At 55.1% G+C, this 25,211-nt stretch carries 23 protein-coding genes; 6 read left to right on the top strand and 17 right to left on the bottom strand.

Annotated features, from left to right (window positions below; genetic code table 11):
• Window positions 1–50: 50 nt before the first annotated feature.
• Entirely contained in the window at window positions 51–491 is a 441-nt protein-coding gene (locus AC6T8Q_RS15615) for a fasciclin domain-containing protein (protein ID WP_500680099.1), read from the bottom strand.
• Window positions 492–866: 375 nt separating this feature from the next.
• On the opposite strand from AC6T8Q_RS15615, the gene AC6T8Q_RS15610 reads away from it, so the two are divergent.
• Window positions 867–1,766 (top strand): TerC family protein, encoded by a 900-nt coding sequence (locus AC6T8Q_RS15610; protein WP_500679965.1) that lies wholly within the window; start codon window positions 867–869, stop codon window positions 1,764–1,766.
• Between the two features lie 48 nt (window positions 1,767–1,814).
• Window positions 1,815–2,435, top strand: a complete 621-nt coding sequence (locus AC6T8Q_RS15605; protein ID WP_500679964.1) for a transposase — start codon at window positions 1,815–1,817, stop codon at window positions 2,433–2,435.
• Here the strand turns inward: AC6T8Q_RS15605 and AC6T8Q_RS15600 are convergent.
• From AC6T8Q_RS15600 to AC6T8Q_RS15590, 3 genes are read right to left on the bottom strand one after another with little or no spacing between them, the layout of a single operon-like run.
• Window positions 2,425–2,655 (bottom strand): hypothetical protein, encoded by a 231-nt coding sequence (locus AC6T8Q_RS15600; RefSeq protein ID WP_500679963.1) that lies wholly within the window; start codon window positions 2,653–2,655, stop codon window positions 2,425–2,427. The genes AC6T8Q_RS15605 and AC6T8Q_RS15600 overlap by 11 nt on opposite strands.
• Window positions 2,639–3,373 carry a GIY-YIG nuclease family protein gene (locus tag AC6T8Q_RS15595; RefSeq protein WP_500679962.1) on the bottom strand — a complete coding sequence of 245 codons (735 nt, stop codon included), beginning with the start codon at window positions 3,371–3,373 and terminating at the stop codon, window positions 2,639–2,641. Before AC6T8Q_RS15595 ends, AC6T8Q_RS15600 begins: the two co-directional genes overlap by 17 nt.
• Window positions 3,374–3,396: 23 nt before the next feature.
• Complete coding sequence (locus AC6T8Q_RS15590; RefSeq protein WP_500680098.1) at window positions 3,397–5,061, bottom strand: DNA methyltransferase; 1,665 nt, start codon at window positions 5,059–5,061, stop codon at window positions 3,397–3,399.
• A gap of 169 nt (window positions 5,062–5,230) precedes the next feature.
• Between AC6T8Q_RS15590 and AC6T8Q_RS15585 the strand changes: the two genes are divergently transcribed.
• The gene (locus AC6T8Q_RS15585) at window positions 5,231–6,076 is read left to right on the top strand and encodes a sugar phosphate isomerase/epimerase family protein (protein WP_500679961.1); all 846 of its coding nucleotides are present in this window, start codon (window positions 5,231–5,233) and stop codon (window positions 6,074–6,076) included.
• Window positions 6,077–6,143: 67 nt separating this feature from the next.
• Here AC6T8Q_RS15585 and AC6T8Q_RS15580 read toward each other — a convergent pair whose 3' ends face one another.
• Window positions 6,144–7,664: a pectate lyase gene (locus AC6T8Q_RS15580; RefSeq protein WP_500679960.1), complete on the bottom strand. Its 1,521-nt coding sequence runs from the start codon at window positions 7,662–7,664 to the stop codon at window positions 6,144–6,146.
• A gap of 198 nt (window positions 7,665–7,862) precedes the next feature.
• Between AC6T8Q_RS15580 and AC6T8Q_RS15575 the strand changes: the two genes are divergently transcribed.
• A complete protein-coding gene (locus AC6T8Q_RS15575) occupies window positions 7,863–9,257 on the top strand; it encodes a Gfo/Idh/MocA family protein (RefSeq protein WP_500679959.1) in 1,395 nt (464 codons plus the stop codon).
• A 22-nt stretch (window positions 9,258–9,279) separates the two neighbouring features.
• Here AC6T8Q_RS15575 and AC6T8Q_RS15570 read toward each other — a convergent pair whose 3' ends face one another.
• Entirely contained in the window at window positions 9,280–9,642 is a 363-nt protein-coding gene (locus AC6T8Q_RS15570) for a cupin domain-containing protein (RefSeq protein WP_500679958.1), read from the bottom strand.
• Window positions 9,643–9,834: 192 nt separating this feature from the next.
• On the opposite strand from AC6T8Q_RS15570, the gene AC6T8Q_RS15565 reads away from it, so the two are divergent.
• A complete protein-coding gene (locus tag AC6T8Q_RS15565) occupies window positions 9,835–10,818 on the top strand; it encodes a metallophosphoesterase family protein (protein WP_500679957.1) in 984 nt (327 codons plus the stop codon).
• Window positions 10,819–10,859: 41 nt separating this feature from the next.
• On the opposite strand, the gene AC6T8Q_RS15560 is transcribed toward AC6T8Q_RS15565, so the two are convergent.
• The 3 genes from AC6T8Q_RS15560 to AC6T8Q_RS15550 form a co-directional block, all read right to left on the bottom strand.
• Entirely contained in the window at window positions 10,860–12,344 is a 1,485-nt protein-coding gene (locus AC6T8Q_RS15560; protein WP_500679956.1) for a DEAD/DEAH box helicase, read from the bottom strand.
• A 418-nt stretch (window positions 12,345–12,762) separates the two neighbouring features.
• Window positions 12,763–14,115 (bottom strand): hypothetical protein, encoded by a 1,353-nt coding sequence (locus AC6T8Q_RS15555; RefSeq protein WP_500679955.1) that lies wholly within the window; start codon window positions 14,113–14,115, stop codon window positions 12,763–12,765.
• Window positions 14,116–14,270: 155 nt separating this feature from the next.
• The gene (locus AC6T8Q_RS15550) at window positions 14,271–15,173 is read right to left on the bottom strand and encodes a DMT family transporter (RefSeq protein ID WP_500679954.1); all 903 of its coding nucleotides are present in this window, start codon (window positions 15,171–15,173) and stop codon (window positions 14,271–14,273) included.
• A gap of 165 nt (window positions 15,174–15,338) precedes the next feature.
• On the opposite strand from AC6T8Q_RS15550, the gene AC6T8Q_RS15545 reads away from it, so the two are divergent.
• Window positions 15,339–16,043 carry a hypothetical protein gene (locus AC6T8Q_RS15545; protein ID WP_500679953.1) on the top strand — a complete coding sequence of 235 codons (705 nt, stop codon included), beginning with the start codon at window positions 15,339–15,341 and terminating at the stop codon, window positions 16,041–16,043.
• Here AC6T8Q_RS15545 and AC6T8Q_RS15540 read toward each other — a convergent pair.
• From AC6T8Q_RS15540 to AC6T8Q_RS15505, 8 genes are all read right to left on the bottom strand, one after another.
• Window positions 16,040–17,137 carry a hypothetical protein gene (locus AC6T8Q_RS15540; RefSeq protein WP_500679952.1) on the bottom strand — a complete coding sequence of 366 codons (1,098 nt, stop codon included), beginning with the start codon at window positions 17,135–17,137 and terminating at the stop codon, window positions 16,040–16,042. The two genes, AC6T8Q_RS15545 and AC6T8Q_RS15540, sit on opposite strands and share 4 nt — an antisense overlap.
• A 41-nt stretch (window positions 17,138–17,178) precedes the next feature.
• The gene (locus AC6T8Q_RS15535; protein ID WP_500679951.1) at window positions 17,179–20,364 is read right to left on the bottom strand and encodes a [protein-PII] uridylyltransferase family protein; all 3,186 of its coding nucleotides are present in this window, start codon (window positions 20,362–20,364) and stop codon (window positions 17,179–17,181) included.
• Between the two features lie 220 nt (window positions 20,365–20,584).
• The gene (miaB, locus tag AC6T8Q_RS15530; RefSeq protein WP_500679950.1) at window positions 20,585–22,009 is read right to left on the bottom strand and encodes a tRNA (N6-isopentenyl adenosine(37)-C2)-methylthiotransferase MiaB; all 1,425 of its coding nucleotides are present in this window, start codon (window positions 22,007–22,009) and stop codon (window positions 20,585–20,587) included.
• A 17-nt stretch (window positions 22,010–22,026) separates the two neighbouring features.
• On the bottom strand, window positions 22,027–22,194 hold the full coding sequence (locus AC6T8Q_RS15525; RefSeq protein ID WP_496921184.1) for a hypothetical protein: 168 nt from the start codon (window positions 22,192–22,194) through the stop codon (window positions 22,027–22,029).
• A 113-nt stretch (window positions 22,195–22,307) separates the two neighbouring features.
• Complete coding sequence (fmt, locus tag AC6T8Q_RS15520; protein ID WP_500679949.1) at window positions 22,308–23,240, bottom strand: methionyl-tRNA formyltransferase; 933 nt, start codon at window positions 23,238–23,240, stop codon at window positions 22,308–22,310.
• Window positions 23,241–23,422: 182 nt separating this feature from the next.
• On the bottom strand, window positions 23,423–24,010 hold the full coding sequence (gene def / locus AC6T8Q_RS15515) for a peptide deformylase (protein ID WP_500679948.1): 588 nt from the start codon (window positions 24,008–24,010) through the stop codon (window positions 23,423–23,425).
• A 206-nt stretch (window positions 24,011–24,216) separates the two neighbouring features.
• Window positions 24,217–24,594, bottom strand: a complete 378-nt coding sequence (locus tag AC6T8Q_RS15510) for a hypothetical protein (RefSeq protein ID WP_500679947.1) — start codon at window positions 24,592–24,594, stop codon at window positions 24,217–24,219.
• Window positions 24,595–24,674: 80 nt separating this feature from the next.
• On the bottom strand, window positions 24,675–25,064 hold the full coding sequence (locus AC6T8Q_RS15505; protein ID WP_500679946.1) for a hypothetical protein: 390 nt from the start codon (window positions 25,062–25,064) through the stop codon (window positions 24,675–24,677).
• Window positions 25,065–25,211 lie beyond the last annotated feature (147 nt).

Here is a 25,211-nt window from a genome sequence, read left to right as displayed (position 1 = left end):
TGAAGAAAGGGAGAGAGGGCTGCACAGGCAACCCTCTCCCGCAACTCAAACTACTTGGGCATGATCACTGCGTCAATGACATGAATGACGCCGTTCTTGCAGGGAATGTCGGTTTTGACCACATTCGCCCCGTCGATCATTACCTTGTCACCCTCGACTTTGACGGTTGCTTCCGTGCCTTGGACGGTCTTGGCCTTCTTGAGCTTCACAACATCGGCGGCCATAACTTTGCCTGGGACGACGTGATAGGTCAAGATCGCGACCAACTTGTCCTTGTTCTCGGGCTTGAGAAGCGATTCCAAAGTTTCCTTGGGGATTTTGGCAAAGGCTTCATCCGTGGGAGCGAACACCGTGAAAGGACCTTCGCCCTTGAGTGTGTCGACGAGACCTGCTGCTTTCACGGCAGCCACCAAGGTCTTAAAACTGTCGGCAGCAACGGCCGTATCGACAATATCCATTTCCTCATCTTGCGCAACAACTTGCGAAACCATATGAACAACCGGCTTTCCTGAATAAGTGTGACGCGCAGTCTTTTGACTGCGGGGACAAGCGTTTGCACTGCTAGCCACTAGGGCCAATAAACTGGCAAAGGCGAAAATTGTAGCGATACGCATGACTGATATTCCTCCTGGGTTTGAGATGACATGACTTTCTGTTGAAGCGGCCACTTCAGAGGGTGATTCGCGGTTAAAAAGCCTACGGATGCAAGGATTACCATGGCATGCGGTTTGCCGAGAAATGCTGCAATTGTGCGTTAACTAGAGGAATTAAATACGGTTCTGAGTAGCCTTTTCCCCACTGGTACTGGCTGTCATAATCCACGGCTTATTACTGGTTATCAACGAGAATCTCTAGCTAGGGTTGTCATGCTCTCTGCGTTGCCGTTTGGACAGGAATTTGTTTGGGGCGATCTGGGAATCGTCGGAATTCTCATTTTGCTGGAAGGGGTTTTGTCGATCGACAATGCCCTCGTATTGGGCTTGCTCGCGAAGCGGTTGCCGCGGCATCAGCGCCAGCGCGCTTTGACTTACGGCTTAGTCGGAGCCTTTGTCTTTCGATTCCTGGCCATCGCCGTCGCGACGTTCTTGTTGGAATGGACCGTCGTGAAACTCTTGGGGGGTGGCTATCTCGCTTATATCGCGATCAAGCACCTGTACTTCGAACGTGGCAACAAGGACGAACAAGCTGCCATCGATATTGAAGGGGAACCCGCTTTAGTTCATGAACGGACGGGGTTGCCACTGACGGCGGAAGAAGAAGAATCGGAAATCGAACAGCGTGTGCCGGTCCCCCACGCCACCGATATTATGGATGGCAAAGGGGCTGATGGCACAGCCAAATTCTGGCCCACGGTGTTTGTGATCGAAATGACCGACATCGCGTTTGCAGTCGATTCGATCCTGGCGGCGATTGCACTTGTGGGTCCTGTACCAAAAGGCCATTCCGAAACGGCTCTCCACCCCAAGTTATGGGTCATCATTACCGGCGGTATTTTGGGCGTGGTGCTGATGCGCTTTGCGGCTGTGATCTTTATACGACTTCTCGAAAAGTTTCCACGCTTCGAGTCGACGGCTTATTGGCTCGTGCTGTTGATTGGTGCGAAGCTGCTGATCGACTGGGGGTTCAACACGAAGGATCATCACCGTGTCGATTTCCACGACTATCAGTCGCCGGCGTTTTGGATCTTCTGGGTGACGATGGCGGTGACGTTCTGCACGGGGTTCTTGCCGAAGAAGGAAGAACGGCACCGGGACGGTGCCGGCTAACGGTAAAATTTGCTTGACATGCATGTGGTCGCATGTACACTGTGTGTCATGCTCGCATTTCATGGCATTATTACCGCCTATGGATTCTGGCTACCGAACGATCCGCGTGGCTCGTGGTCGGATTTGGTGGCCGCGTGGGAGCTCTTTCATGCCGGTGGCAGAGCGACGAAAGTGACGACCAGGCAAAGCGTTGCTCATGCTGTGCATGATCACCAACAACGGTTAGCCGTTAAGGAAGCGCTGATTCGCGAACCGGTAAGTTTTTCGGGACTTCAAGCGCGGGAAATCGCCCGCGGCTTTGCGAGGGCGATCCAGAAAAGTAACCACGAACTGTTGGCCTGCGCGATTTTGCCCGAGCATGTGCATGTCGTTGTGGCGGCGAGTTCGTACAAACCAGCCCAGGTGTTGGGTCATCTCAAGCGCGAAGCGGCGCTTGCGCTTAAAGTGGCTCGATTGCATCCGTTTCAAGTCGATTTCGAGCGCACGGGTGAATTGCCAAGTTGTTGGGCAGAGGGTTGTTGGAAGGTTTTTCTCGATACGCCGGAAGCTGTTTGGCGTGCGATTCGATACGTCGAAAACAATCCCATGAAAGAAGGCAAGCAATTGCAGCGCTGGTCGTTTGTGACACCGTTCACACACGGCATCGGAACGATGCCGGCTAACGGTTAGCCGGCAGTGTCCCACTGCCGTTCTTTTTGGGTAATTTGTAGATGACATCCGCGATTCGTGACCACGCTTCCTGAAAAGGAATGCTATCGTTTAATTTGTCTGATTCATTAGCACGGCGATCGATCTCCGCGCGCCAAGCGGCTTCAATGCAGAATGGCAAATCTTTGTCCGAATTTGGCATGTCTTGATTCATTTTTTGATTATCAAAGCCGCCGGACATTAAATATTGGATGACGACTGTTTATCAGCTCACTTTCCAAAGCTCGTCGGATCTTCGTTGAAGTTTCGGATGGAAGCTCCTGAATTTCTAAATGCACATTTCTAAAGCCGTTCTCCCAGAACCATCGAGCCAATTCACGGTTATCAGAGTGATCTAGATGCTTTTCTATTCTACGGCGTAGAGATTGTGCTTCACCTATGTAAAGAGTTTGCTTCCCGCCATAAAACAAGTACAAACCTTGGGAGCTAGGTAATTCTGTAACGCTCAGCTCATTGACGCTTCCAAAAGATACTCCTGTTGGGCGTATCACATGAGATAGGAGTTCTGGCTTTAGCCTACTCGACTTACGAAGATTCAAAGCTGCCCAACGATATTCGAGTACAGAAAATCCAGGACAAATACTAACTGCGATATGATCAAACTCAATTGCTAAGGAAGGATCACAAATTAAGTCGTCTAATGTAACGTCGAGTTTTCTCTCGAGATGTCGGATAGCGATTTCGCTTGCGTATCTATATTCACCTTCAGACGAAAAACTTGTGCGTTTGGTACATCTGATACCCTTAAGTAGCCCAGCCTTCCTCGCGTTGATCAGAATACGGTTGCAAAGCTGAGGCTCTTCCAAGGCGTTTAGTTCGCTGCAAAGTTTCAAGAAACGGGCATTCAACTCAGGGTCTGTCACCACACGGTCTGGTGAGAACCCATCGCTAATAGCCAAGAATGCCTGAATTACATGGTTATTCAACTCTTTACCACTGTTAGGTCCACATTTAGGATGGGGTTTTTTCTGGCCACCAGTCGAGCCTTGCATTCTTTAAAATGCTTTTGTTGGGGCAATATTGAAACGAACTCTGGTCGTTTATCTAGGTTCCATGAGGTCAAGTGAAGTTTGATCCGCCGTTCAAAATCTGATGTTTCACCAATAAACAAGTCTGATTTAGATTGATCTTTCAGAACATAGATTGAAGGGCGCTGCTCATATTTTTCCGCCCTGAATTCTTGAAGAGGTACGATGGGAGATAACCTTCCAATGCTAAAGCTGGGGTCGCGGGCGAGCGACTTGCGCAACGCATCTCCACGCTTACGAATTCGCAACGCAGCCCATCGGTAATCAACTCTCTTAAATCCAGGAGAGAAATCTCGTGCAATATCATCAAACAGCAACACCTTCTCGGGATCACACAAGATTTCGTCAATCGATGCACCATTAAACTTACCTCTGACCATTTTCCAGGCCATCTCGGCTGCAAATTCATATGCGTCAAACTCGCAGCGGGAGATTGTAATACTTCGAGGAGTGAATCTAGTCCGAAGTTTACTTGCCTTCCGAAGTCCCATGAGCATCCTATTTAGATCAGCTACACTTTCAGAGATACCAAGGAACTTACATCGTTCAATGAATGCTTCGTTAAGATGGGGATCAGCGATGACACGATCGCTAGAAAATCCTTCATGAGTGGCGAGGAAAGCTTCGATAATTCCTTTCTGAATAGAAATTTTATCTGCTTGAATTGATCTAGCAGTACTTCTAATTGATTCAGCATTCGTTGAACGAATTCTCTTACCACTTTCTCCCAATCGCACGCCGTTGGCGGTGCTGGGGGCGCTGGCAACGGGATCAGCGGGGCCATCGAGTGCGTCACCGCTTTTGATTTTCTTAAGCCGGTCGGTCGCCGCTTTGGCATATTCGGTCGAAAGTTCGGTTCCTAAAAAGTCTCGGCCTAGCTTTTTGGCGACGGCCAGTGTCGTACCACTCCCTGAAAAGGGATCAAACACGAGTTCCCCCGGGTTGCTGCTCGCGCGAATGATGCGAGCCAAGAGCTGCTCCGGCATCTGGCAGCCATGAAAACCTTGGCGTTCCTTAAATGTGCCGGCCACGCGCGAAAAGAACCATGTGTCCTGGTCGGGCGTGAAGCCATAGCGGTCGCTTTGGAAATCCTGTGGCCTGAGGATCCACGTATCGTCGGGGAGTCGCCCCTTGGGGTTGGCGCGCTTGTCACCGTAAACGAGCGCACGTGCCGAGGGGACACGAATGGCAGGATCGTCGGCGTTGAATGTGAAGTTCTTTTCGTCCTTCACAAAATGAAACAGATGAGCGTGCGACCGACTGAACTTGTTTTTGCAATTCACGCCAAACGTGTAATACCAAATCACCCAACTGCGGGTCGTGAAGCCGATCTCACGTTGGGCGGCGACCTTGAGTTCGGCGGCATATTCATCGCCGATGGCCAGCCAGAACGTGCCAGAGGGTTTCAGGATGCGATGAGCTTCACGAATCCAATCGCGGCACCAATCGAGATATTTCTGATCTTCTTGACGGTCGTCGTATTGGTCGTATTCGTATCCGATGTTAAATGGTGGATCGGCGAAGACCAAATCGACCGACCCGGCGTCGATCTTCCGCATCAACTCGATGCAGTCCCCTTGATAAATCTTCCTTGAAGTGAGCGACATAAGAATTCTATAAGAAAAAACGGGAGTGTGTGTTTAATGGGCGCATGTTCACCTAATAAATATAGCGATTCTACTAGTATATGCAATTGGTTTTACGGCCCAAAACTGTACAAATGAAACCATGAAATACGCCTTCTGCAACGAGATGTTTGGCGACGAGCCGTTTGAACAAGCGTGGGCTCAAGCGGCGGAGCTTGGTTATACGGGCGTGGAAATCGCGCCGTTTACGCTATGGAAGCAAGACGAGCATTTCGATGCCCGCGCGGTTCCGAAGTTTATGCGGCAACACGTGGCCAAGATCGCGGCCAACGCGGGATTGGAAGTTGTCGGCCTGCATTGGCTGTTGGCGAAGACGAGCGGTTTTTATTTGACGAGCCCTGATGCCGCGGTGCGCAGTGTCACAACCGATTATCTCAAAGCCCTGGTGCAGTTGTGCGGTGATCTGGGTGGCAAGGTGATGGTACTCGGCTCGCCACAGCAGCGCAATCTCTTGCCGGGTGTGGGTTACAACGACGCCGAACAATACGCGGCGGAAATTCTGCAAGCTGTGATGCCGACCTGCGCGGACAACAATGTGACGATTGCCTTGGAACCACTAGGTCCCGCCGAAGGGGATTTTATGTTGACCGCCGAAACAGGTATCCGGCTGGCGAAGCTCGTCGATTCACCACACTGCCAGTTGCATCTCGATGTGAAGGCCATGTCGAGCGAAAAGCATTCGATCCCGGTCATCATCAAAAGCAGCCAGGAGTGGCTCGTTCATTTTCATGCCAACGATCCGAACCTGCTAGGTCCCGGCATGGGGGACGTTCCTTATGGGGAGATCATGCAAACGCTGCACGACATCAAATACGACCGCTGGGTCAGCGTGGAAGTGTTTAAGTATGAACCGAGTCCGCTGGAGATTGCGCGGGTGAGTATTGAGTATATGAAAGAGATTGAGATGGCGGTGGAGCGCGGTGGATAAATGAATAGAGCGAGTCAGCCCCGGGTGTATTGATGGCAGAACCATCAAATCACCCGGTGCTAAGTTTTTAGCCGCTGATCGTGTCGATGTTGTTGCCGAGGTTGGTGTAGTCGATTTTTTCTTGTGGGTTGGTGCCGTTCAAGAATTCTTCGACGTTGGTGTAACCATCGCCGTCGGCGTCGGCCGAGCCATCGGAAGCTTGATTGGCATCGAGGCCGTGCTCCTTTTCCCATTCGTCGGGCATGCCATCGCCATCCGTATCGGCGGGAACTGCTGCCGGATCGAATTTGTACTCGGGATAACCACCCACCTCTTTGGGGTCGGCCACGATGCCGTTCTTAGTCACCGTTTTGCCAGTGCGAACCATTTCGGTCACGCGGGCATCGACGGCATCACGCTTGGGGAGCGTCGCCCCGGCGAGCTTGAGCACAGTATCAAAAGCCTCGTGTGAGGTTTGCTGCTTCACGGGCCAGGCTTCAAACGGCGTGTTCACACGGGCGAGTTCATTACCCTCGCCGCGATCTTGTGACTTCATGCCGTTCCAATTGTCGGCGGTCACTTCGGGCGAGCCATCAAAATAATTGCCCGCGACATACCATTTGCCGGGGCGCTTTGCTTCCTTCGGATACCAACCACCGGGCTCAAAGCGGCGGCCAGGGGAATACATATCGCGTTCTTCGATCCGGGCGATTGTGTCGCGCATCTCTTCATTCGTGGCTGGACCGGGCTTGTAATAGTTGTTGATGACGTTGATCAACGATGTTTCGTCGCCGCCATCCATCGTGCGGTGCGCCCAATTGAAAACCACATTGTTGCGGAAATCGAATTCGCCACTCATGCCGATCGATGGATTGCGACCCGTGTTGCAGGCGAACAGATTGTGATGGAATGTGCTATCCTCACCCCCCCAGGTACCACCGAAGGCATGATTCTTGGCGTCAAGCGCTTCACTGCTGATGCAATACTGTACCGTGAGATTCTTGACGGGGAATTTGGTCTGGCTGCCATCCTCTTCATCTCGCATGTAGCGATAGAGCGAAAGATTTTCGTCCATACCCCAACTGGCCGAGCAGTGATCGACGACGATCTGTTCTATGGGATTGCCGCCGATGTTGTCGGAGCCTTGACCCCCTTCGGTGAGTCCGCGGCGAACGCGCAAGTGGCGGATGATTACGTTGCGGGTGTTGATGTTGAGCGATGCGTTGGCAAGGCAAATACCATCGCCCGGCGCGGATTGGCCGGCAATCGTAATGTCAGGGTTGTTGATATCGAGATTGCTTTTGAGTGGAATCACTCCGGCCACTTTGAACACGACGATGCGTGCGCCCTCGGCATCGATGGCAGCACGCAAACTGCCGGGGCCGCTGTCGTTGAGATTCGTGACGGGTATGACTTTGCCGCCGCGACCGCCGGTGGCGAAGATGCCTCCGCCCCAAGCACCGGGGAACGCGGGGATGCCTAGCGGCGGGCGAAACGGCAACGGCGGAATTTGCCCTGGGGTCGGCTCGGCTACTTCGGCCGCTGCCGCGAGGCTTGTGAGGACCAGTGAATGGAGAACGATGCTGCGAAGCAAGACGGTTGCGTTCATGGGGAGCCTGAATGCGATGGAAAGGAGAGATTTGATAGGAGGGTGTTCTGGGTGAGAACTCTTTAATTGTTGCTGATCGCCGCCAATAATTGAACGGCCTATCACGGGCGGTTTTTTGGAAACCAGGGGAAGAAAAACGCAGTGTGGGCCGTATACTGAAGTTTGTTGGAACAATCTCATCACAATTCCGAGGGCGGCATGCCTTATTCATCCACTTCGCGGCGGGAGTTTCTGCGTCGCACGCTTTCGACAACCGCAGCGGCGGGCGTCGCGCCTTACTTCGTTCCCAGCCGGTTGTTCGCGCAAGAACATCCCAGCGACCGCTTAAGCCTCGGCGTGATTGGCCTGGGTTCGCGTGGGTTTGATATTGGCACAACGCTTGCGCCGTTTGGCGATGTTATCGCGGCCTGTGATATCGATACCAATCATCGGGCTAAATTTCAAAGTATGCTTGTCCGAAGTGGGCGTAGCCCTGCACATGGCTACGGTGATTATCGCGAAGTATTGGATCGACCCGATGTCGATGCCGTGATCATTGCCACGCCTGATCATTGGCACGTGAAGATCGCGGTCGAAGCGATCCAAGCGGGCAAGGACGTTTACTGCGAAAAGCCGTTATCGCTCACAATCGATGAAGGGCGACAGATGATTCGCGCTCTCGAAAAGTCGGACCGCATCATGCAGGTCGGCACGCAGCAACGCTCGATGAAACAGTTCGTGGAAGCGATCGCCCTGGTGCGCGCCGGGCGAATCGGCGACGTGAAGAAAATAACCATCGGCATCGACCGTGCTCCCTACAGCGAAGGGATTCCCACTGAGGCTGCTCCCAGCACGCTGGATTGGGACAAGTGGTTGGGTCAATGTCCGGTCCGCGATTACCGGTTTGGTCCGAAGCTCAAGAAGTGGACGGCGGCAAAATCACTTGGCGACGGCGGCGAGGATGCGAGCAACGGCCATCAGGAGTTTCGCTGGTGGTACGATTTCAGCGGCGGCAAGCTCACCGACTGGGGTGCCCATCACATCGACATTTGCCAGTGGCTGTTAGGTCAGAACGGCAAAGATGGCGGCGTGAAGAAAGTGACGCCGGTCAACGTGGAGCATCCCGTTGAGTTCGACGAAAAAGGAAATCCCAAGCAAACTGACCGTTATAACGTAGCGACGAAATACGAGTTTCTGTTGGAGTTTCCCAACGACGTGCAAGTGACCGTCTCAAGCGACGCGCGCAATGGTTTGCTCGTTGAAGGAACCAAGGGCCGCATTTTTGTGAATCGTGGTGGACTCGAAGGGAAGCCAGCTGACGAACTCAAGGAGAATCCGCTCCCCGAGGATGCGCTCGACGAGGTGCGCGGAGTGGGGCATCCGTGGGATCACATGGCCGACTTTGTTCATTGCATCAGAACGCGCGAGAAGCCGGTGTCGGACGTGTGGTCGCATCACAAAGCCGTGACAACTGGCCACTTGGCGGCGATCAGTGGGCGCTTGAACCGCCCGATTGAATGGGACGCCGCGACGGAAACCATTGTTGGCGACGACGTGGCCAACGCGATGCAAAAGCGCGAGCAGCGCAAGGGGTATGAGATTCCGGAGGTGTAGTTTACGAGCGGAACACGATCGGTTAAACAATGCGGTGGACCGTTTCCGGTGAAAATGCCGGAATGCATACGGCGATATATTCCGCGCCTTCGGGGTCGGGGGTGCTGTAGCGCACGGTTTCGCCTGGCTTGGTGACGATGGCCTGCCCGGGATGCAGTTCGTATATCTCGTCTCCGACTTCGATCCGCAACAGCCCGCGCAAGATCACGGTGATTTCCTCGAACTCCGGAGTTTGCGCGGGTTCGACCCAACCGCCGGGCGATACCATCCGCGCGACGCTCACGTTGGTGTGGCCTGAACTCACACGACCGGCGTATTCTTCAATGCGCTTCGGCTTATTCCCAGCGGCATTCACGATCACGGGGGCTTGAATGATCTGCGGCATGACAGCACCTCGAAAAGGTTTGAAAGTGGTCGGAAAAGCGAACTGCAGTTTAGCATTTCATGCAGCAATTGGCTCGATGAGCTCGTGCAAACCGTAGATTTTCGTGCGCGATTTCGATGCCAATTCTTCATCAAAATTTGCTAGAACAGAGTGAGTTGCTTAACCACTCGTTTGTGCTAAGGAAACCGCCGTATGAAAAATACGTCGCTCAATCGTCGTGAAACATTGTCGTTGTTGGGTGCGTCGGCTTTAGGGGCCGCGGCGTGGGGAAGTTTCTCCGCACCTGCTTGTGCCGAAAAAGTCGATCCCTGCCGCAAGCGCTCGTTACGCGTGGCGCATATGACGGACTTTCACGTTCAACCCGAACGGCGAGCCACCGAGGGGATGATCGATTGCTTGCATCATGTGCAGCAGCACAAAGATAAACCGCATCTGATTCTCACGGGTGGCGATTCAATCATGGACAGCTATGGCGCCGATGACGCGCGGACTAAGCTGCAATGGAACATTTGGCAAAACACATTGAAGAACGATTGCTCGATCCCCGTGCGGTCGGCGATTGGCAATCACGACATCTGGGGCTGGAATAAGTCGAGCAGCAAGACCACCGGTGAAGAGCCGAACTACGGCAAGCTCCGGTCCACGGAAATGCTGAAGCTGGATAACCGATATTACGCGTTCGACCAATGCGGCTGGAAGTTCATCGTGCTCGACAGCACGCAGCATCATCCGGAAGATCCGAATGGCTACTCGGCGTATGTCGACGAAGAACAATACGATTGGCTCGCCAACACGCTCCGCGATACGCCCAAGACCACCCCCGTGTTGGTGCTGTCACACATTCCGATCTTAAGTGCATCGGCATTTCTGTTCGCCAATCAGAAGGACAATGCATTCCATTACGGGTGTGGTTTAGTTCACACCGATTGCATAAAACTCAAGGATCTGTTCGCCCAGCATCCCACCGTGAAGCTCTGCGTGAGCGGGCATCTGCACACGCTCGACCGCGTTGACTACAACGGCGTCACCTATCTTTGCGACGGCGCAGTCTGCGGCGGGTGGTGGAAAGGCCGCCACAAAGATTGCGACGAGGGCTATGCGATCCTCGACCTGTACGACGATGGCTCGTTCGATCATCAATACGTGGAGTATGGCTGGAAGGCTGATAAAGCCTAACAGCCATCACTTCCACGATCTTGTCGAATTACCGTCTGAAGTTACTTCCCAACCTTTGGCCGCCACTTTTTCTTCGCGGGGCGGCCTGCGGTGGCGCCGGCTGGGGCGGGGCGACGTTTGCGTGGCTTGCTGGCCACGGCATCGCCTTGTCCCTGGACCGACTCGCGTTGGGTGTCACGCGTTTCGCTGCGGTCGGTTTGCGACTCGCCTTGGGGCTTCTTCGGTCGCGCGGGGCGGCGTGACTTGTTGCGGGGAGCGCCGCCGTTTTGGGGAGTCGAATTGCCGCGGCTGCGGGACTGCGAATTGCCACGGGGGCCGCGGGATTGGGGCCGCTCGTCGCGGCTGGGTTCCGATTGACCTTGGTCGGCGTACTCGGGATGGTTTTCCTCGACCACGATACGAAGCTTCGTGAGCTTTTCGATGCGTGACAAACGGGGCCGTTCGTCGCGATCGCAGAACGAGGTGGCGAATCCGGTGGCGCCCGCCCTGCCCGTCCGGCCGATGCGGTGGACGTAGGTTTCTGGCACTTCGGGAAGTTCGTAGTTGATCACGTGCGAAACGCCCCGCACGTCGAGACCGCGGGCAGCGATGTCGGTCGCCACAAGAATCGGTGGCTTTTCCGATTTGAACTCGTCGAGAGTTTTCATCCGCGCGGATTGGCTTTTGTTGCCATGAATCGCGGCGGCACGAAGGCCATGCTTGACAAGATGTTTGACGATCTTATCCGCGCCATGTTTGGTGCGGGAGAAAATCAAGGTCCGCTCGATCGCATTGGTTTGCAAATAATGCGCGAGCAGTTGTGGTTTGTTCTTGGCAGTCACAAAGTAGACCGACTGCTTGATGGCCTTGACTGTGGTCGCCGCGGGTGTGACTTGAATATACTCGGGATCACGCAGCCACTTATCGGCCAGCAACTTGATTTCGGCGGGCATCGTGGCCGAGAACATGAGTGTCTGCTCACGTTGCGGCACGGCGGAGACGATCCGCTTGATATCGGGCAGGAAGCCCATATCGAGCATTTGATCGGCTTCGTCGAGCACAAGAATCGCGACGTTGGCAAGGTCGACAAAGCCCTGGTTCATCAAATCGAGGAGTCGACCCGGTGTAGCGATCAGGATATCAACGCCCCGGTCGAGCGCGCGGACTTGGGGATTCTGGCTGACGCCGCCGTAAATCGCCGCGAAGCGTAAACCCGAATTGCTGCCGTAGGTGTTGAAGCTGTCGAGGATCTGAGCAGCCAGCTCGCGCGTGGGGGCGAGCACCACCGCGCGCACCGGGCGATAGTTGGGATGATGGCGACGCTTGCCGGCTTGGAACGGTTCTTTCTTTTTGGCGAACAAACGATCGAGCATCGGCAGCGCGAATGCGGCCGTCTTGCCAGTACCGGTCTGAGCGCAGCCCATCATATCGCGTCCCGCGAGAACCGCGGGAATCGTTTGGGCTTGGATGGGGGTGGGGGTTTCATAGCCCTTTTCCTTGATGGCACGCAGCAAAGACTGGGACAAACCGAGGGATTCAAAACTCATGGGAAAATTACTTTCTGGTGGGAAATATTCTGTCGTGCGCGAACCGTTTACGTGGGCTCAGCGAGACACTTGTATGGGTGAGTAAGTTAGTAGGTGCGTACGTGATGTCTGAGCAGGGCGTAACGTAGGTTAAATACCTACTCACGGACAAACCTACTCACCAAATCTGCTACTGACGCGGTGCAATTAACATGCACAAAGCTCCAAGAGCAAAGGTCTCCCGACGAACCCGTCGTGGAGCCTGAGGAGCAAGAGAATCGTTCGCAATCTGAGGCAGGACCCACCGAAGCGGGCTAGCAGCATAGAAGGAATGATCCGCCGATGTGTCCATTCGCGGCGGTCTCGCACCTAATTTGTATGCGTAAGTGTAGCAGCTTTGCGGGCAGAGTCAATTGCCAAATCGCTAGGCCGCAAGCGGTTAGGGAAGTTCGTTCAAATCCAGCCGGTACAGTATTTGGTTGTAATCGTAGCGTGGCGTCGCCTGGGGGCGGTCGGCAAAGGTTTGGGTGTAGGTCCCCTCGAACAACAAGATCGGCGAATCGGCGGGGGTCAATTCCGGGTGGAGCCGCGGATTGTAGAACGTGTAGTTGTTGTGCGTGACGACTTTGACGGCACCTTTCCAAGGGCCTGTCGGCTCGTCGGCTTCGGCGTACCAGATTTCTCCCAGATGCGAAGACTTGCCCCCCAGCTGCGTGAAGACGGCTACCCACTTCTTACGAAAATCATTCCAAGCGATTGAGCCGCGATGGGGTGTGATTTGCTCTTTGCCATCAGCCGTTGGAACGGTTGCTTGTTGTTCAAGTTGCTGCCAAGTTTCGGGGTTTTGCCAATCTTCAAATGTTGGTGGGCACTTAAAACGTGGAAACGGATCGCCGATGAGCAACCATTCTTTGCCTGCGTCATCTTTCCAGAGCGCGGGATGCCCTTCGGGGCCAAAGGGTTGCTTCGGCTCGGCGTCGGACTTCGTCCACAGTTTTTTGAGCCGTTCAAAATTCTCGGTTTCGTCGTTCCAAACGCACAGCCCGCTTTCGTAGGAATCGAGCTTCCCTTTGATCTTCACGTAGTGAGCGACGAGGCGTTGTTTACCATCCTTGTCGGGGAGCGTGACGTAACCGCTGAGCCATGTTGGGCCCTTGCCCTGCATAACGGCTACGTTGCGAGGACGGTCGGCTTCGTCCAGAAAATATTCGAAGCGGAGTTTCAATGGCGGCTCGAAACTTTCGAGCGGTTTGAGATCACTCGTGGCGCTCGTGGATTGAAACAGCCCCAGCGGATATTGCCGCAAGGTCGTGTCGCCCCAGGCCCAAAAGATTTTGCCGTTATGCACGGCGACTTGCACGCTATCGCAACCGAGCACACCGGTTTCCGGCCAGTCGATGTGTTCACCTAGTTTCTGCGACTCGGCAAACAATCCTCCCCCGGTGAGGCGGCCAAGTCGTTTACCGGGAAGTTGGCGATTCACTTTGACGGCGAGAGTTCTTCCTGGCTCGGGGACGAGCCGCACGCCCCGCTTACTGAAGCCATCGGCGGGCACATCATAGCCGTGGCCTTCGACAGAAAACCAGGTTTCGCGGCCCATGAGTTCGGGCGCGTCGAAGGCGATCACCCCTGCGTTGTCCGAAACGAATCGCATTTGATGGGTGGTGCGTAGTTCAACCAACGGTACCGGCCAACCGTTTTCGGAGTCGATGATTTCGATGCGGCAGGGTTCAATGGCATGGGAGCTTTGGCAGAGTGAAAAGAGAAGAACGCCTAGAATGATTTTGAACATGAATGTTGCTCTTTTGTAGGCCGGAACGAGTTCTACGAAGTTCCGGCACGAACCCTGGATTCCCGCCCCCACCTTCGTGAGGGCAGGCACTGCGCGGGAATGACGGAAGATGCCGGAACTGCGCGGAGCTTGTTCCGGCCTACGCAACGATAATCTTACACCGTTTCGATGACTTCTGCTTCCAGGGCGCGGAGGCGGGTCTGACTCCAGAGGACGATGCCATTGGCGATCAACACGAGCACCGTGCCGACGAGCATTCGACCGGAGAGTTTTTCGCTGTCACCGAGCGTCAGATAACCGAAGATCAACGAGATCGGCAAATACAGATAAGACAGGATGCTGACCGTCGTCGTCGAAAGCTCGGTCGTCACATGGACCCACATGCCGTGGCCCACGAGCGCGATTCCTAGTCCCAGATACAGAATCAATGGAATCTCGCTGCGGATGATTGTCCAATCGGTGTAAGGCCAGAGCAGAAAAAACATGGGGAGGGCCAACGTAAATTGTCCCCACGTGCGAATGTTAACGTCGATGTCGGCGTTACGCTGGTGAATCAATGGCAAGACCGCGGCGGCGAGGCCGCTCAAGATGCCGATGATCAGGCCCACGGTGTGGTCGTTCTGAAAACTGAACTCGGGAATCAGCAGATACGTGCCCACACAGGCGAGCGCCAAACCGAACAAATCGAGCTTCGAGACTTGCCCAAAACCAAACAGCCAACCCAACAGCAGCAAGTGCAAGCCGTAGGTCGAGAAACCAATCGCGCCGATGGCCGCGTTGGCAAGTTTGATGCTGGCGAAGAAGAGCAACCAGTGCAGACCGAAAGCAAATCCGACAAGTGACAGCGCCCACCAGGTGCGGCGGTTCCAGCTTTTGAATTCTTGGAGGGTTAGCTTGCCGGGAAACAAGAGCAGCAACGTCATCCCCGCGCTGGCCAGCCCTAAGCGAACGATCCCTTGCGTGATCGTGTTGAGACTCACGGCTTTTACGCAGGCGGGGGCACTGGAGAAGATGATCACCGTGAAGAAGGCCATCAGATAGATGCTGATCGAACGCAAGGTGATTGTGCCGACGGGTGTGGGTAAGTGTCGCGAGCAACTGCAAATTGTGACGCGTAAAACCCTTCAGAAACAGGCGTAAATCCGGTGATTCGATGAGTTTGGCTGGTCCCGCGGATTTCTGGTGAGTAAGCTACGATAATTCATAACTCCCAGGAAAAGAGCATGCCTGATTCTGATATTGAGACACCCCGCACAAAACTTAAATGGCCGTGGATTGTGGGTGGCTTGGTGCTATCGATCGCCGCGTTTGCCGCAAGCTGGGTGCTGACCGCGAATTATGTTTCGCAGCAGACCGTCGAGCGAACCTTTGTGATCGATCAGGATTTCACCAAAGTCCGCAAGATCATGGTCCGCACGAATGCCGCGAAAGAGATCATCACCATGGGGGGCACCAGCGAATTCGTCTCGCAAAAATGGGACGAGGCCAACGTGCAAGCCGAAGGGGGCAACATTGGCGAGGCATTACTCAAATCGGTGTTTTCCCCCGACCCGGGCTGGAAACTCGATTTGAAGGGTGAGCTCCAGGTTCGTACGCTCGACGACTACGTGGGGCATGAAGTCGTCACGTTGCAGCAGAACGTAGAAATCGATCCGAATTACATCAACTCCGAAACGCAATTAATCAAAGGGTCGCCCCGTTTGTTGGGTTACACGATGTCAACTCGGCTGGAGCGCGAGGGGGATCACACGCTTGTGACGCTGAAACTTACGCAAGCGATCAAAACGCATGCCCCTTGGTTTGCGCACGCGATCGCCAATGATCGGGTCAGGGCTTCGGCGGCGCGGTCACTCGAGAAGCAAGAAGGTGCGATGATTAAGCTGATCGACGAGAACAAAGATAAGGATTGGTTGTTCCCGTTGAATTAGCGGTGTTTGCCCGGTTCGCGTTGCGATCCGGCTAGGAGTATGGCGATCGCAATCAAGATCGTTGTGGATGGCTCGGGGATCGCTGCGACTGACGGCGTAGCGTCGGCATAAGTCACGCGCTGTTGCCATAATAGAAAATCGCGACCATCGGTGTCGCCATCACCGTCGGCATCCGCGTTGGCGTTCACGCCGTAGCTCGCTTGCCAGATCGGTAAATCACCCGCGTCGAAACGACCATCACGGTCGAAGTCCGCGGGAGACGTAGGGACCAAAGCCAAGGGCATCTGTTTCAGAAACTCACCGATGTAGCGCAGGTGCTCAAGATGCGAATCGCCGTCGGTACCGTGCGCGCCCCACAAGCGAAAGTTGCCGGTCTGTGCCGTGCGATAGAAATTGAGTGTTCCTAAACCGTTGGCCGTCGTGGCAGTCGGAGCAATGCCGAGATACTGCATCAATTCATCGCCCGTTTCGCCAGTGCTTTCGTAGGTGTAAGTGGGGACCTGCGAATGACTGAAGAGGAACGTCTTGCTGCCATTCTTGGCCAAGTTAGCGAAAGTTTTGTAGTCGGCCAGCTGCGAATCGACCGACGTGCCATCTCCCGCAGTGGTGGCATACAACGAATCGGCGGCGAGCAGCGCATCAATCTGATTGCGATAGTTCGATGATTTAAGAATCTCGCGGACCGCACCGTATCCCGCGCTGAAAGACGAAACACCAATTTGATCCCAAGCCAACGAATCCGAGATATCGCTTAGCGACCGCACTTTAACGAGTGCTTCATCGATCACGGTTTGAAAGAGGGCTTGATTGCTAAAGGGTGTTGTATAGGCACTCGACAGGCCGCTGTAGTTCACTGTCACTAAGATTGCGTTGAGATTCGCATACGCGGCATTGTTGTAAAACGTCTGCGGATCGCCGTGGAAGTGGACCAACACATCAGCCACGCTGTTAGGACGCTGGACATAGGTGCTGGGGATGAAGACTTTCCAAGCGGCGTTGCTAAGCGTGTATTGGCGGCCCGTGGCAACGGGAAGTTGGGCGTGGGCTGTGGGCACAAGAACGAATAACAGCGCTGCAAGTAAAAGGGTACGCATGAGTGCATCCCGGACCGCGTGGCGGCCCGGCTAAAATCGTGTTAGCTTCGCTCGGCGTGATCGAACACCTTGTTAAAAGTTTCGCGCACTTTTTGGAAGGTGTCAAAAACTTTTTTATCGAGTGCGCTGGGGTCGCTCATCCCCATCAGGAACGAAAGTTTGGCTTGTTCCCGCAATTCCTCGGGAAATTCATGACGTCCCGCGGCATCCATCAGGCGAATCCGCGCTTCGATGCTGCGCTGAAAGCCGTACGCGCTGCGCAAAAAGAGGGCGTCGTCGGCACTCAAAACGCCAGCTTTTTCCAAAGCGGATAGACCAGCGATGGTGCCCTGCTTGCGAACTTCGGGCATTTCTTTGCCATGCTTGAGCTGTAGCATCTGCACGAGGAACTCAGTGTCCATCGTGCCGCCGGGGCCACGTTTGAGATTGCGCTGCGATGCCGTCTCTTCGAGCTTCATGCGCATCGCGCGAATCTCCGTAGCATCGGTGCGTTGCCACGGCTTGCAATAGATGGCTTCAGTGACGGCTTCCATCGCTCGCTCCGCGGCGGCTGCGCTGCCGACAATCACACGCGCCTTGCACAACGATTGCCGCTCCCAAAGCTGACCGCCCCCTTCGTGGAAGTAACGGACAAACCCGGCGAGCGACATAGCCAAGGAACCACTGCGACCCGTTGGCCGTAAGCGGGGATCTATCTCGTATAAGCGGCCATAAGGACCGAAGTGGGTGGCCCGCTTGATAATCCGCTGGCTCAGCTCGCTGAAGAAATGATTGTTGCTGGTGTTCTGAATCGTGGAACGCCGCGGGGCGTGAGTCATCCCCTCGGCTTCGTAGAGGAACACCAAATCAAGATCGCTGTGATAGTTGGGCTCGCGGCCGCCGAGCTTGCCAAGCGCCAGCACGATGAATTCACACGCCTCGCCAATACGCTCCGATCCGGGATGGAAGCGCCAATAAGAAGGCAATTCGCCGTCAGTGAGCGGCACGCTCGACGGTTCACCAATCTGCGGTTCGCCGCGCTTCTCGATGAGCTTGGCGACTTCGGAGTCCATGATCTGTCGCAAGCAAACTTCCGCCACGTCGGCCAGGTCGGCGTGAGTGACTTGAACGTCGTCCTTGCCGAGGATGTCGCGGACACCGATTGTCAAATGCTGCGAGGCTTTGAAGCTGTGCAGAATCGGGTCGCGATCTTCTGCACCACGCGTCAGTTCGGCGAGCGAAGCTTCGAGTGCGGCGAGATCCGGCATCCGTGCAATCAACAAGCTATCGAGCAACTCGTCGATCATGCCGGGATTGCTCGTGAGAATCCCCGACAGATAAGGACAAGCCGCACAAAGTGTGACGTACAAATTGAGCGTGGCATGGTTGCTGCTGAAGAGTTCCCAGAGCGCGGCCTTGCCCCCCAACGAATCGCTCACGCGGCTGAGCGTGACGAGCGTACCGTCGGGGTCGGGCGTTTGGGCGATTGTGGCCAACAAGCGCGGGGCAATCGAGGCCAAAAACATCCGACAACGCCGTGTCGAGAGGAAGGGAATCCGCTCTTCGGCCAGCGACATCAAATTCGTGTAGGCCGTGCGGGGATCGGCGAACGGATATTTGCCTAAGACTCGATCTATCGTTTCCGGCGTGGGATCGGGGTCGTTCACCAAATCGACTTCGGGCTCGGTCTCGGCATCGTCGCCAAAGGCATCGTGCAGCAAGTGATCGAGAATCTTGCGATTCAGTTCGGTCCGTTGCTTGTAATCCTTGCGAAACAGATCAAGGGCCGTTGTGCCAGCGCGATCGGCATAGCCCATCCGCCGGGCAACTTTTGCTAAATCGCCCGTCGCTTTGGGAAGTTGATGCGTTTGCAAATCGTACATGATCTGCAAACGATGCTCGAGCTTACGGAGATAGGCGTAATTCTCTTCGAGAATCGTGCTTTCCTGATGCGTGAGTGCGCCGGCTTGGTTGAGTTTGGTGATTGCTTCGAGCGTGTTGCCCGTGCGGACTTGCTCAAGCGCCCCGCCATTCAAAAGTTGCAGGAATTGAATCACGAACTCGATATCACGAATCCCCCCCATGCCAGTCTTCACATCACTGGAAGCCAATTCGCCGCTGGTGCTGTGATCTTCAATCCGCCGCTTGAGCGACTTGATACCTGTGATGTCGGTGAGGCTCAAATAACGACGATAAATCCAGGGCTCCAAGCGAGCCAGATATTCGTACCCAAGTTCCATGTCGCCGGCGATGGGCCGCGCTTTCACATAGGCTTGGCGTTCCCAGGTGCGGCCGCGCATGTCGTAATAGCCGAGCGCTTGCTCGACACTGACACACAGAGGGCCTTGGCGACCTTCGGGGCGCAGGCGCATATCGACGCGATAGACAAATCCCAAATCGGTCGTTTCGGTGAGCAGGCTAATCAATTCTTGCGCGACGGCCGTGCAGAACTCGTGGCTGTTATCTTCGCGCGAGCCATTGCCGTTGGAGCCTTGATACAGGAAGACCAAGTCGATGTCGCTCGAATAGTTGAGTTCGAGCCCGCCGAGTTTTCCCAAGGCCAGCACCACGAAGCGTGGCGGGGCATACTGCCGGCCATTGTTCGGAGACTTGCGCTTCCAAACTTTCCGCTGCGCGAATTCGAGCGCCGCTTCCACCGTGGCGTCGGCCACATAGGAAATCTGCCGCGTGATCTGTGCCACGGGCACGCCCAACACGAGATCGCCGTAAGCGATCCGCAGAGTTTCGCGACGTTTGAAACGCCGCAAGGCCGCGAGTATGTCTTCTTGGTTCTCCAAACGGCGTATATCGGTGAGCAATTCTTCGATCAGTAACTCACGCGCAACGGGCCGCCCCTCGGTGAGCCGCAAGAGCTCAAAGCTTTCGGGGTCGGCACACAATTGATCGCTGAGGTGCTGGCTGCTGTTGAGAATCAAAAGCAGATTTGGCAGCGCCACCGGATCGCGCTCAAACAGCGCGGCCATCGCCAACGGGCTGCGCGACGCCAGGAAAAATCGCTCCAGGTTGTTGAGCGCCATGTCGGGATCGGCCAACTGCGGCGCGGCGTCGGCAAACTGATCTAATAGAATCGAAAGCAAATCGAGCGGCACGAGGCTCGCGAGCTTGGTGAGATCGGTATAGGCCGAACGCGAGTTGGCAATTCCCAACGAAGCGAGCCACGGCTCCGCTTCTTCGCGCGAATTGAGCACGCTCTGCAGTTGATCGATCTCAATGGCGAGCTTAGACACCAGGCAAATCTCGTCGCTACGGATGTTCCGATTTGCGGCAGCAAACGGCGAGGCCGTTGTTCATGCAAGCTGCCGCGGACCGCGATAGAACTATCGCAGTCTGCTGACCCTTTGCCTGGATCGTCGATACCGAGTGGCCGACTATGAGGAGCGCGTGCCGCCAAGTACGCCACTCTTGCTCTATTGTCCCACCGAACGAAGGGAAAATCAACGGCAACCCTTAGGCTTTCAGCGAAAACAACTCAGGTCCAACGTGTTGCGTGACGACCGCACCAAATAGCGTGTGGGCGTTGGCATCGTAAATCGTAATCGGGAGAGTTTGGCCAATCTGGCGGCGATTGCCGTCGAAAACGACGATGCGGTCGCACAACGTCCGGCCGGTGAGTTGTAATTGTTGTGCGTTGGGCTCGTCGGATTTTTCGCTGGCTTTGCTGGGGCCTTCCACGAGCACTTCGACATTGCGACCCAGGAACGAATGATTGTCGACTTCGCTGATCATGTTTTGCATGGCCAGCAGTTCGTTATTGCGGCGCTTTTTCACATCTTCGGGCACGTCGTCGGGAAAGAGTTCCGCCCCCTTCGTGCCGGGACGCTCGCTGTATTTGAAGATAAAGCTGTTCTTAAAGCGTTGTTCGTGAACGAGCTTACAAGTCAGTTGAAAATCATCTTCTGTTTCGCCACTGAAACCGACAATAAAGTCGCTGGTGACGGCTGCATCGGGAATCAACGTGCGAATGCGATCCATCATCTCGCGATAATCTTCGATCGTGTAGCCGCGTTTCATCCGTTCGAGCATGCGGTTCGAGCCGCTCTGCGCGGGAACGTGCAGGTACTTCGCGCACTTGGGCAAGTCGCGCACGGCAATCAACAAATCGTCGGTCATATCTTTCGGATAATTCGTGACGAACTTGATGCGGTCGATGCCATCGATTTCGTGCAGCGAGTAGAGCAGATCGCTCATCCGCGTGACACCGCCGTTTTCGCGATAGCGATAGCTGTTGACCGTCTGGCCGAGCAGTATGATTTCTTTGCAACCTTCGCCGGCCAGTTGCCGAGCTTCGGCAATGATATCGGCGGGATGCCGACTTTGTTCAGGGCCGCGGACGCTCGGCACAATGCAATAGGTGCAGAACTTGTCGCAGCCGATCATGATCCGTACGTACGCTTGGTAAGGCGTGGGACGCATTGTGGCGTCGCGCAGCGGATCGAAACTCTCGTGGCTGCGTTCGATTTGTTGCCGCGTGCCGTCCTTACGACCTAAGCTGACTTCCATTTTCTGACCGCCACCCGCTTCGATGTCGGCGATCAAGTCAGGCACTTGATGCAACTGGCCGGGGCCTACGATCAAATCAACGTAAGGAGCCCGCTCGAAGATCAGCCGTTGATCTTTCTGAGCCATACAGCCCAACACGCCAATGATCTTGTTGGGATTCTTGACTTTGGCATTCTTCAGGCGGCCCAAGGCGCTGTAGATCTTGTCCTCGGCATGCTGCCGCACGCTGCACGTGTTGAACAGAATCGTGTCGGCATCGCTTGTGTTGTCGGTCAGCTCGAAACCACGCTTGCGCAAACTGGCCACGACGAGCTCGCTGTCGAGCACGTTCATCTGGCAACCCACGGTTTCGATGTAGAGTTTCTTGGTCATTGAGGCGGCCGACTAACTCACGCGGCTTCTTTCTTTTTGGATTTCTTTTTCTTCTTTTGCATGTCGGCCATTTGTTCGCGGACTTGGCTGATCAATTGGTTCCGCCGACCGGTCATCAGCCGCACGAGTGCCATGATGGCCACGTAGCCGGCCACGCACACTATGAATATGTCCCAGCGATCCATGTCGAGGCTCCTGATTCCCTTCAGGTACGGCGGACTTCCGCGAAACCCCCATCATACACGGCGGCGGGGGTGCCGGGCGAGGTGGAAATTCCGGCTGATAGCAGGTGTGGAGGCTAAATAAGCACATCCCCTGCCCTGACTTGATAGCCCCGCAAAAACTCGGCGGCGGACATAACACGCTTTCCGGCCGGTTGAATCTGTTCGAGACTCAAAAAGCCATCGCCCGTCGCGACCACGAGTTGCTGCTCCGCGGCGACGACAGTTCCTGGCGCGCTCGCCGGATAATCACCGTTGGCCACTTGCACGCGGTCGAGAATCAGGCGTAACGGCTCGGCCGAATCGCGCTGCCAGGAAGTATAGGCACGCGGCCAGGGATGAAGCGCGCGGGCTTGGTTTTTGATCTGTTGGGCTGAGCGCGACCAATCGACCTGGCCATGTTCTTTTTCCAATCGGGGCGCTTTGGTGGCCTGTGTCTTTTCTTGAACGATAGGATCAGCAGTGCCCGCTTCCAACTGGTCGACGACTTGCAGCACGAGATCTGCCCCGCGCTGGGAGAGTCTGGCTTCCAATTCGCCGGCTGTTTCATCGGGGTCGATGGCCACGCGATCGACGCCAACGCAGGGACCGGCATCGAGCCCAGGCGTCATCTGAATCACCGTGTTGCCGGTTTCCAAATCGCCGTTGAGAACGGCCCATTGCACGGGGGCAGCGCCGCGATATTTGGGAAGCAGTGACCCGTGCAAATTGATCCCACCCAAGCGCGTGACGGCGAGCGTTTCTGATTTCAAAATCTCGCCGTAATCGCACACGACCAACAGATCGGCTTCGAGATCAGTGAGCTTCGCCCGGGCCTCACCGGCATTGACGGTCTCGGGAAGCCAAGTTGGTATGCCAAGTTCTGCGGCGACAACCTGCACGGGCGCGGGAAGCGGCTTGCGACCCCGCGGCGGACGACTCACGGCAAGGAGCACTTCGTGGCGAGAGGCATGCAAGGCGCGCAACGTCGGTACGGCAAACGGTCCCGTTCCTAACATCACAATCCGCATGGTAGTACCAAAGATTTTGAAACCACGAATCAAATGAATAGCACGAATGAAGGCAAAGAATTTAAACCGCTAATCCACGCTAATGATCGCTAATAATTTCATAAGCGTTTTATTAGCGAATATTAGCGGTTAATCTTTCTTTTCTGATTCATGCTATTCGTTTGATCGTGGTTAATAAATTTCTAAGTTCGCAATTTTTCGAGTTCGACGATTTTGGCGACGATCTGCTCATCGGTCGGCATTTCCCCCACGTCGCGTTTGCTTTGGAAGTCGATCTCGAACTCTTCCAAGTCCTCGCGGAAGTCGGCGAACTGGGCGGGTGACAAACGATCGATGAACAGCACGCCGTCGAGATGATCGGTTTCGTGCTGCACGATCCGGGCAAACAGTCCTTCGAGCTCGCCCGTGAACAACTCGCCAGCCAAGTTGTAGGCTTCGATTTGCACTGTTTCCTTGCGAGTCACTTCCGCGGTCAGGCCGGGAATACTGAGGCAGCCTTCCTCGCCGTCGACCTGGCCTTTGCCGCTCAGAATCACGGGGTTGATAAAGACGAACTCTTGTTCCTTCTTATTGGCATCGCCCGTCGGATTGGCGATGAACAGGCGATACGGCAAATCAACTTGATTGGCCGCCAGTCCCACCCCTTCATGCTTGTACATGAGCTCGAACATCTGAGCGATCATGTCGCGCAGTTCGCGGTCGACCCGTTTGACCGGCTTCGACACGTGCCTCAAAGTGGGATGGGGATAATGAATAACCTGCAAACTCACGCCAGCACCTTCGTACCCAGAAGTTAAAATTTGTCCGTAACGAAACGCCTATTGTGTGCAATTAGGGCGTGGAGGGACAGGTTTATTATAGACTTTCTAGCTACCAAAACGGAAATCCCGGATCGCGTTGCGATCCGGCTAAGGTCTTCACCTAGCCGGACCACAATGTGGTCCGGGATTGTTGTTCGAGAACTACGAGGAACCGCTTACCGCTGCGTCGGATACCAAGGGGCCCGCACGTGGTAGACACCAAATTGGTGCGTGCTGCTTGGCCAGTAGGGGGTTTTGCGGAAGCCAGCGCCAAACGGTGCAGGGCCTGGGTAATTGCGACCGAATTGGTGGTCGATTCGCGAAACGCTCATGCTTGGCGCGCCCCAGCTCCAGTTGGTTTGCAATTGGGCCGTGGGAGGAACGACCATCGCCACGGGATACCCATAGGACGAGTGAGCGTAATTGGCGTGCCAGTTCGAAAGCTCCGCGCGACGCAACGGATGCAAGTACGGCGCTTCGGCGGAGGCTACTGACCCCAGCAATGAGGCGGCCAGGATCGCGGCACCACAGCAGATTGAAATTTTATTGATCACGATTCCATTCCTCGTGCTGAAATTGAATTTTAAGGCAGCTTTTCCTTGTCTCCTCCCAAGCAGAGAGGAACAAGGAAAAACTAATACCGGATGTTCAAATTGTGAACGATGTCCTGCAGACGCAAGCCGTAGGTACAGTAGCGAATCTTCGCCCGCGACCAACCTGCACCGGGCGTGTGGGCATAGTGCGTGCGGCAATGGTGATACATCATTTCATGAGGCATCAACGGCTGATAGGTCGTGTAGCTGTGTCCCACGTAAGCGGGTACGGGCAACGGCGAAACATACATCTGAGCTGCCGTGCCGCTGGGCTGTGGACCTTCGTAGAAGTTGTAGAACAAATCGCCTTTGTTCTGGTAACTGATGACTCGCTTGTAGCGGCCTTCGACTTCGGCGTTAGCGTTGGCAGTATCCAACACGGTGCCCACGAGGCACGCCAGCATTCCGACGGCGAGAATTCGAATACCCATGTATCGCCTCCCTGCGTTCACGAAGCTCACGCGCGGAGTGCTTGCAGCAAAAGCAAGGAGCCGGCGAGAGTTTGGGGTTGGTTTTGTTTGAGTCCAATCAGGCAGGCGGTCTTGGTTGACCGGGATTGGACTGCGGGGGTCACGAAC

This window comes from Bythopirellula sp. (genome assembly GCF_041737835.1).
In the GTDB taxonomy this organism is placed as follows: domain Bacteria; phylum Planctomycetota; class Planctomycetia; order Pirellulales; family Lacipirellulaceae; genus Bythopirellula.
Note: the sequence above shows the minus strand (reverse complement) of the source record. Positions and strands in the feature narration are given on the sequence as shown.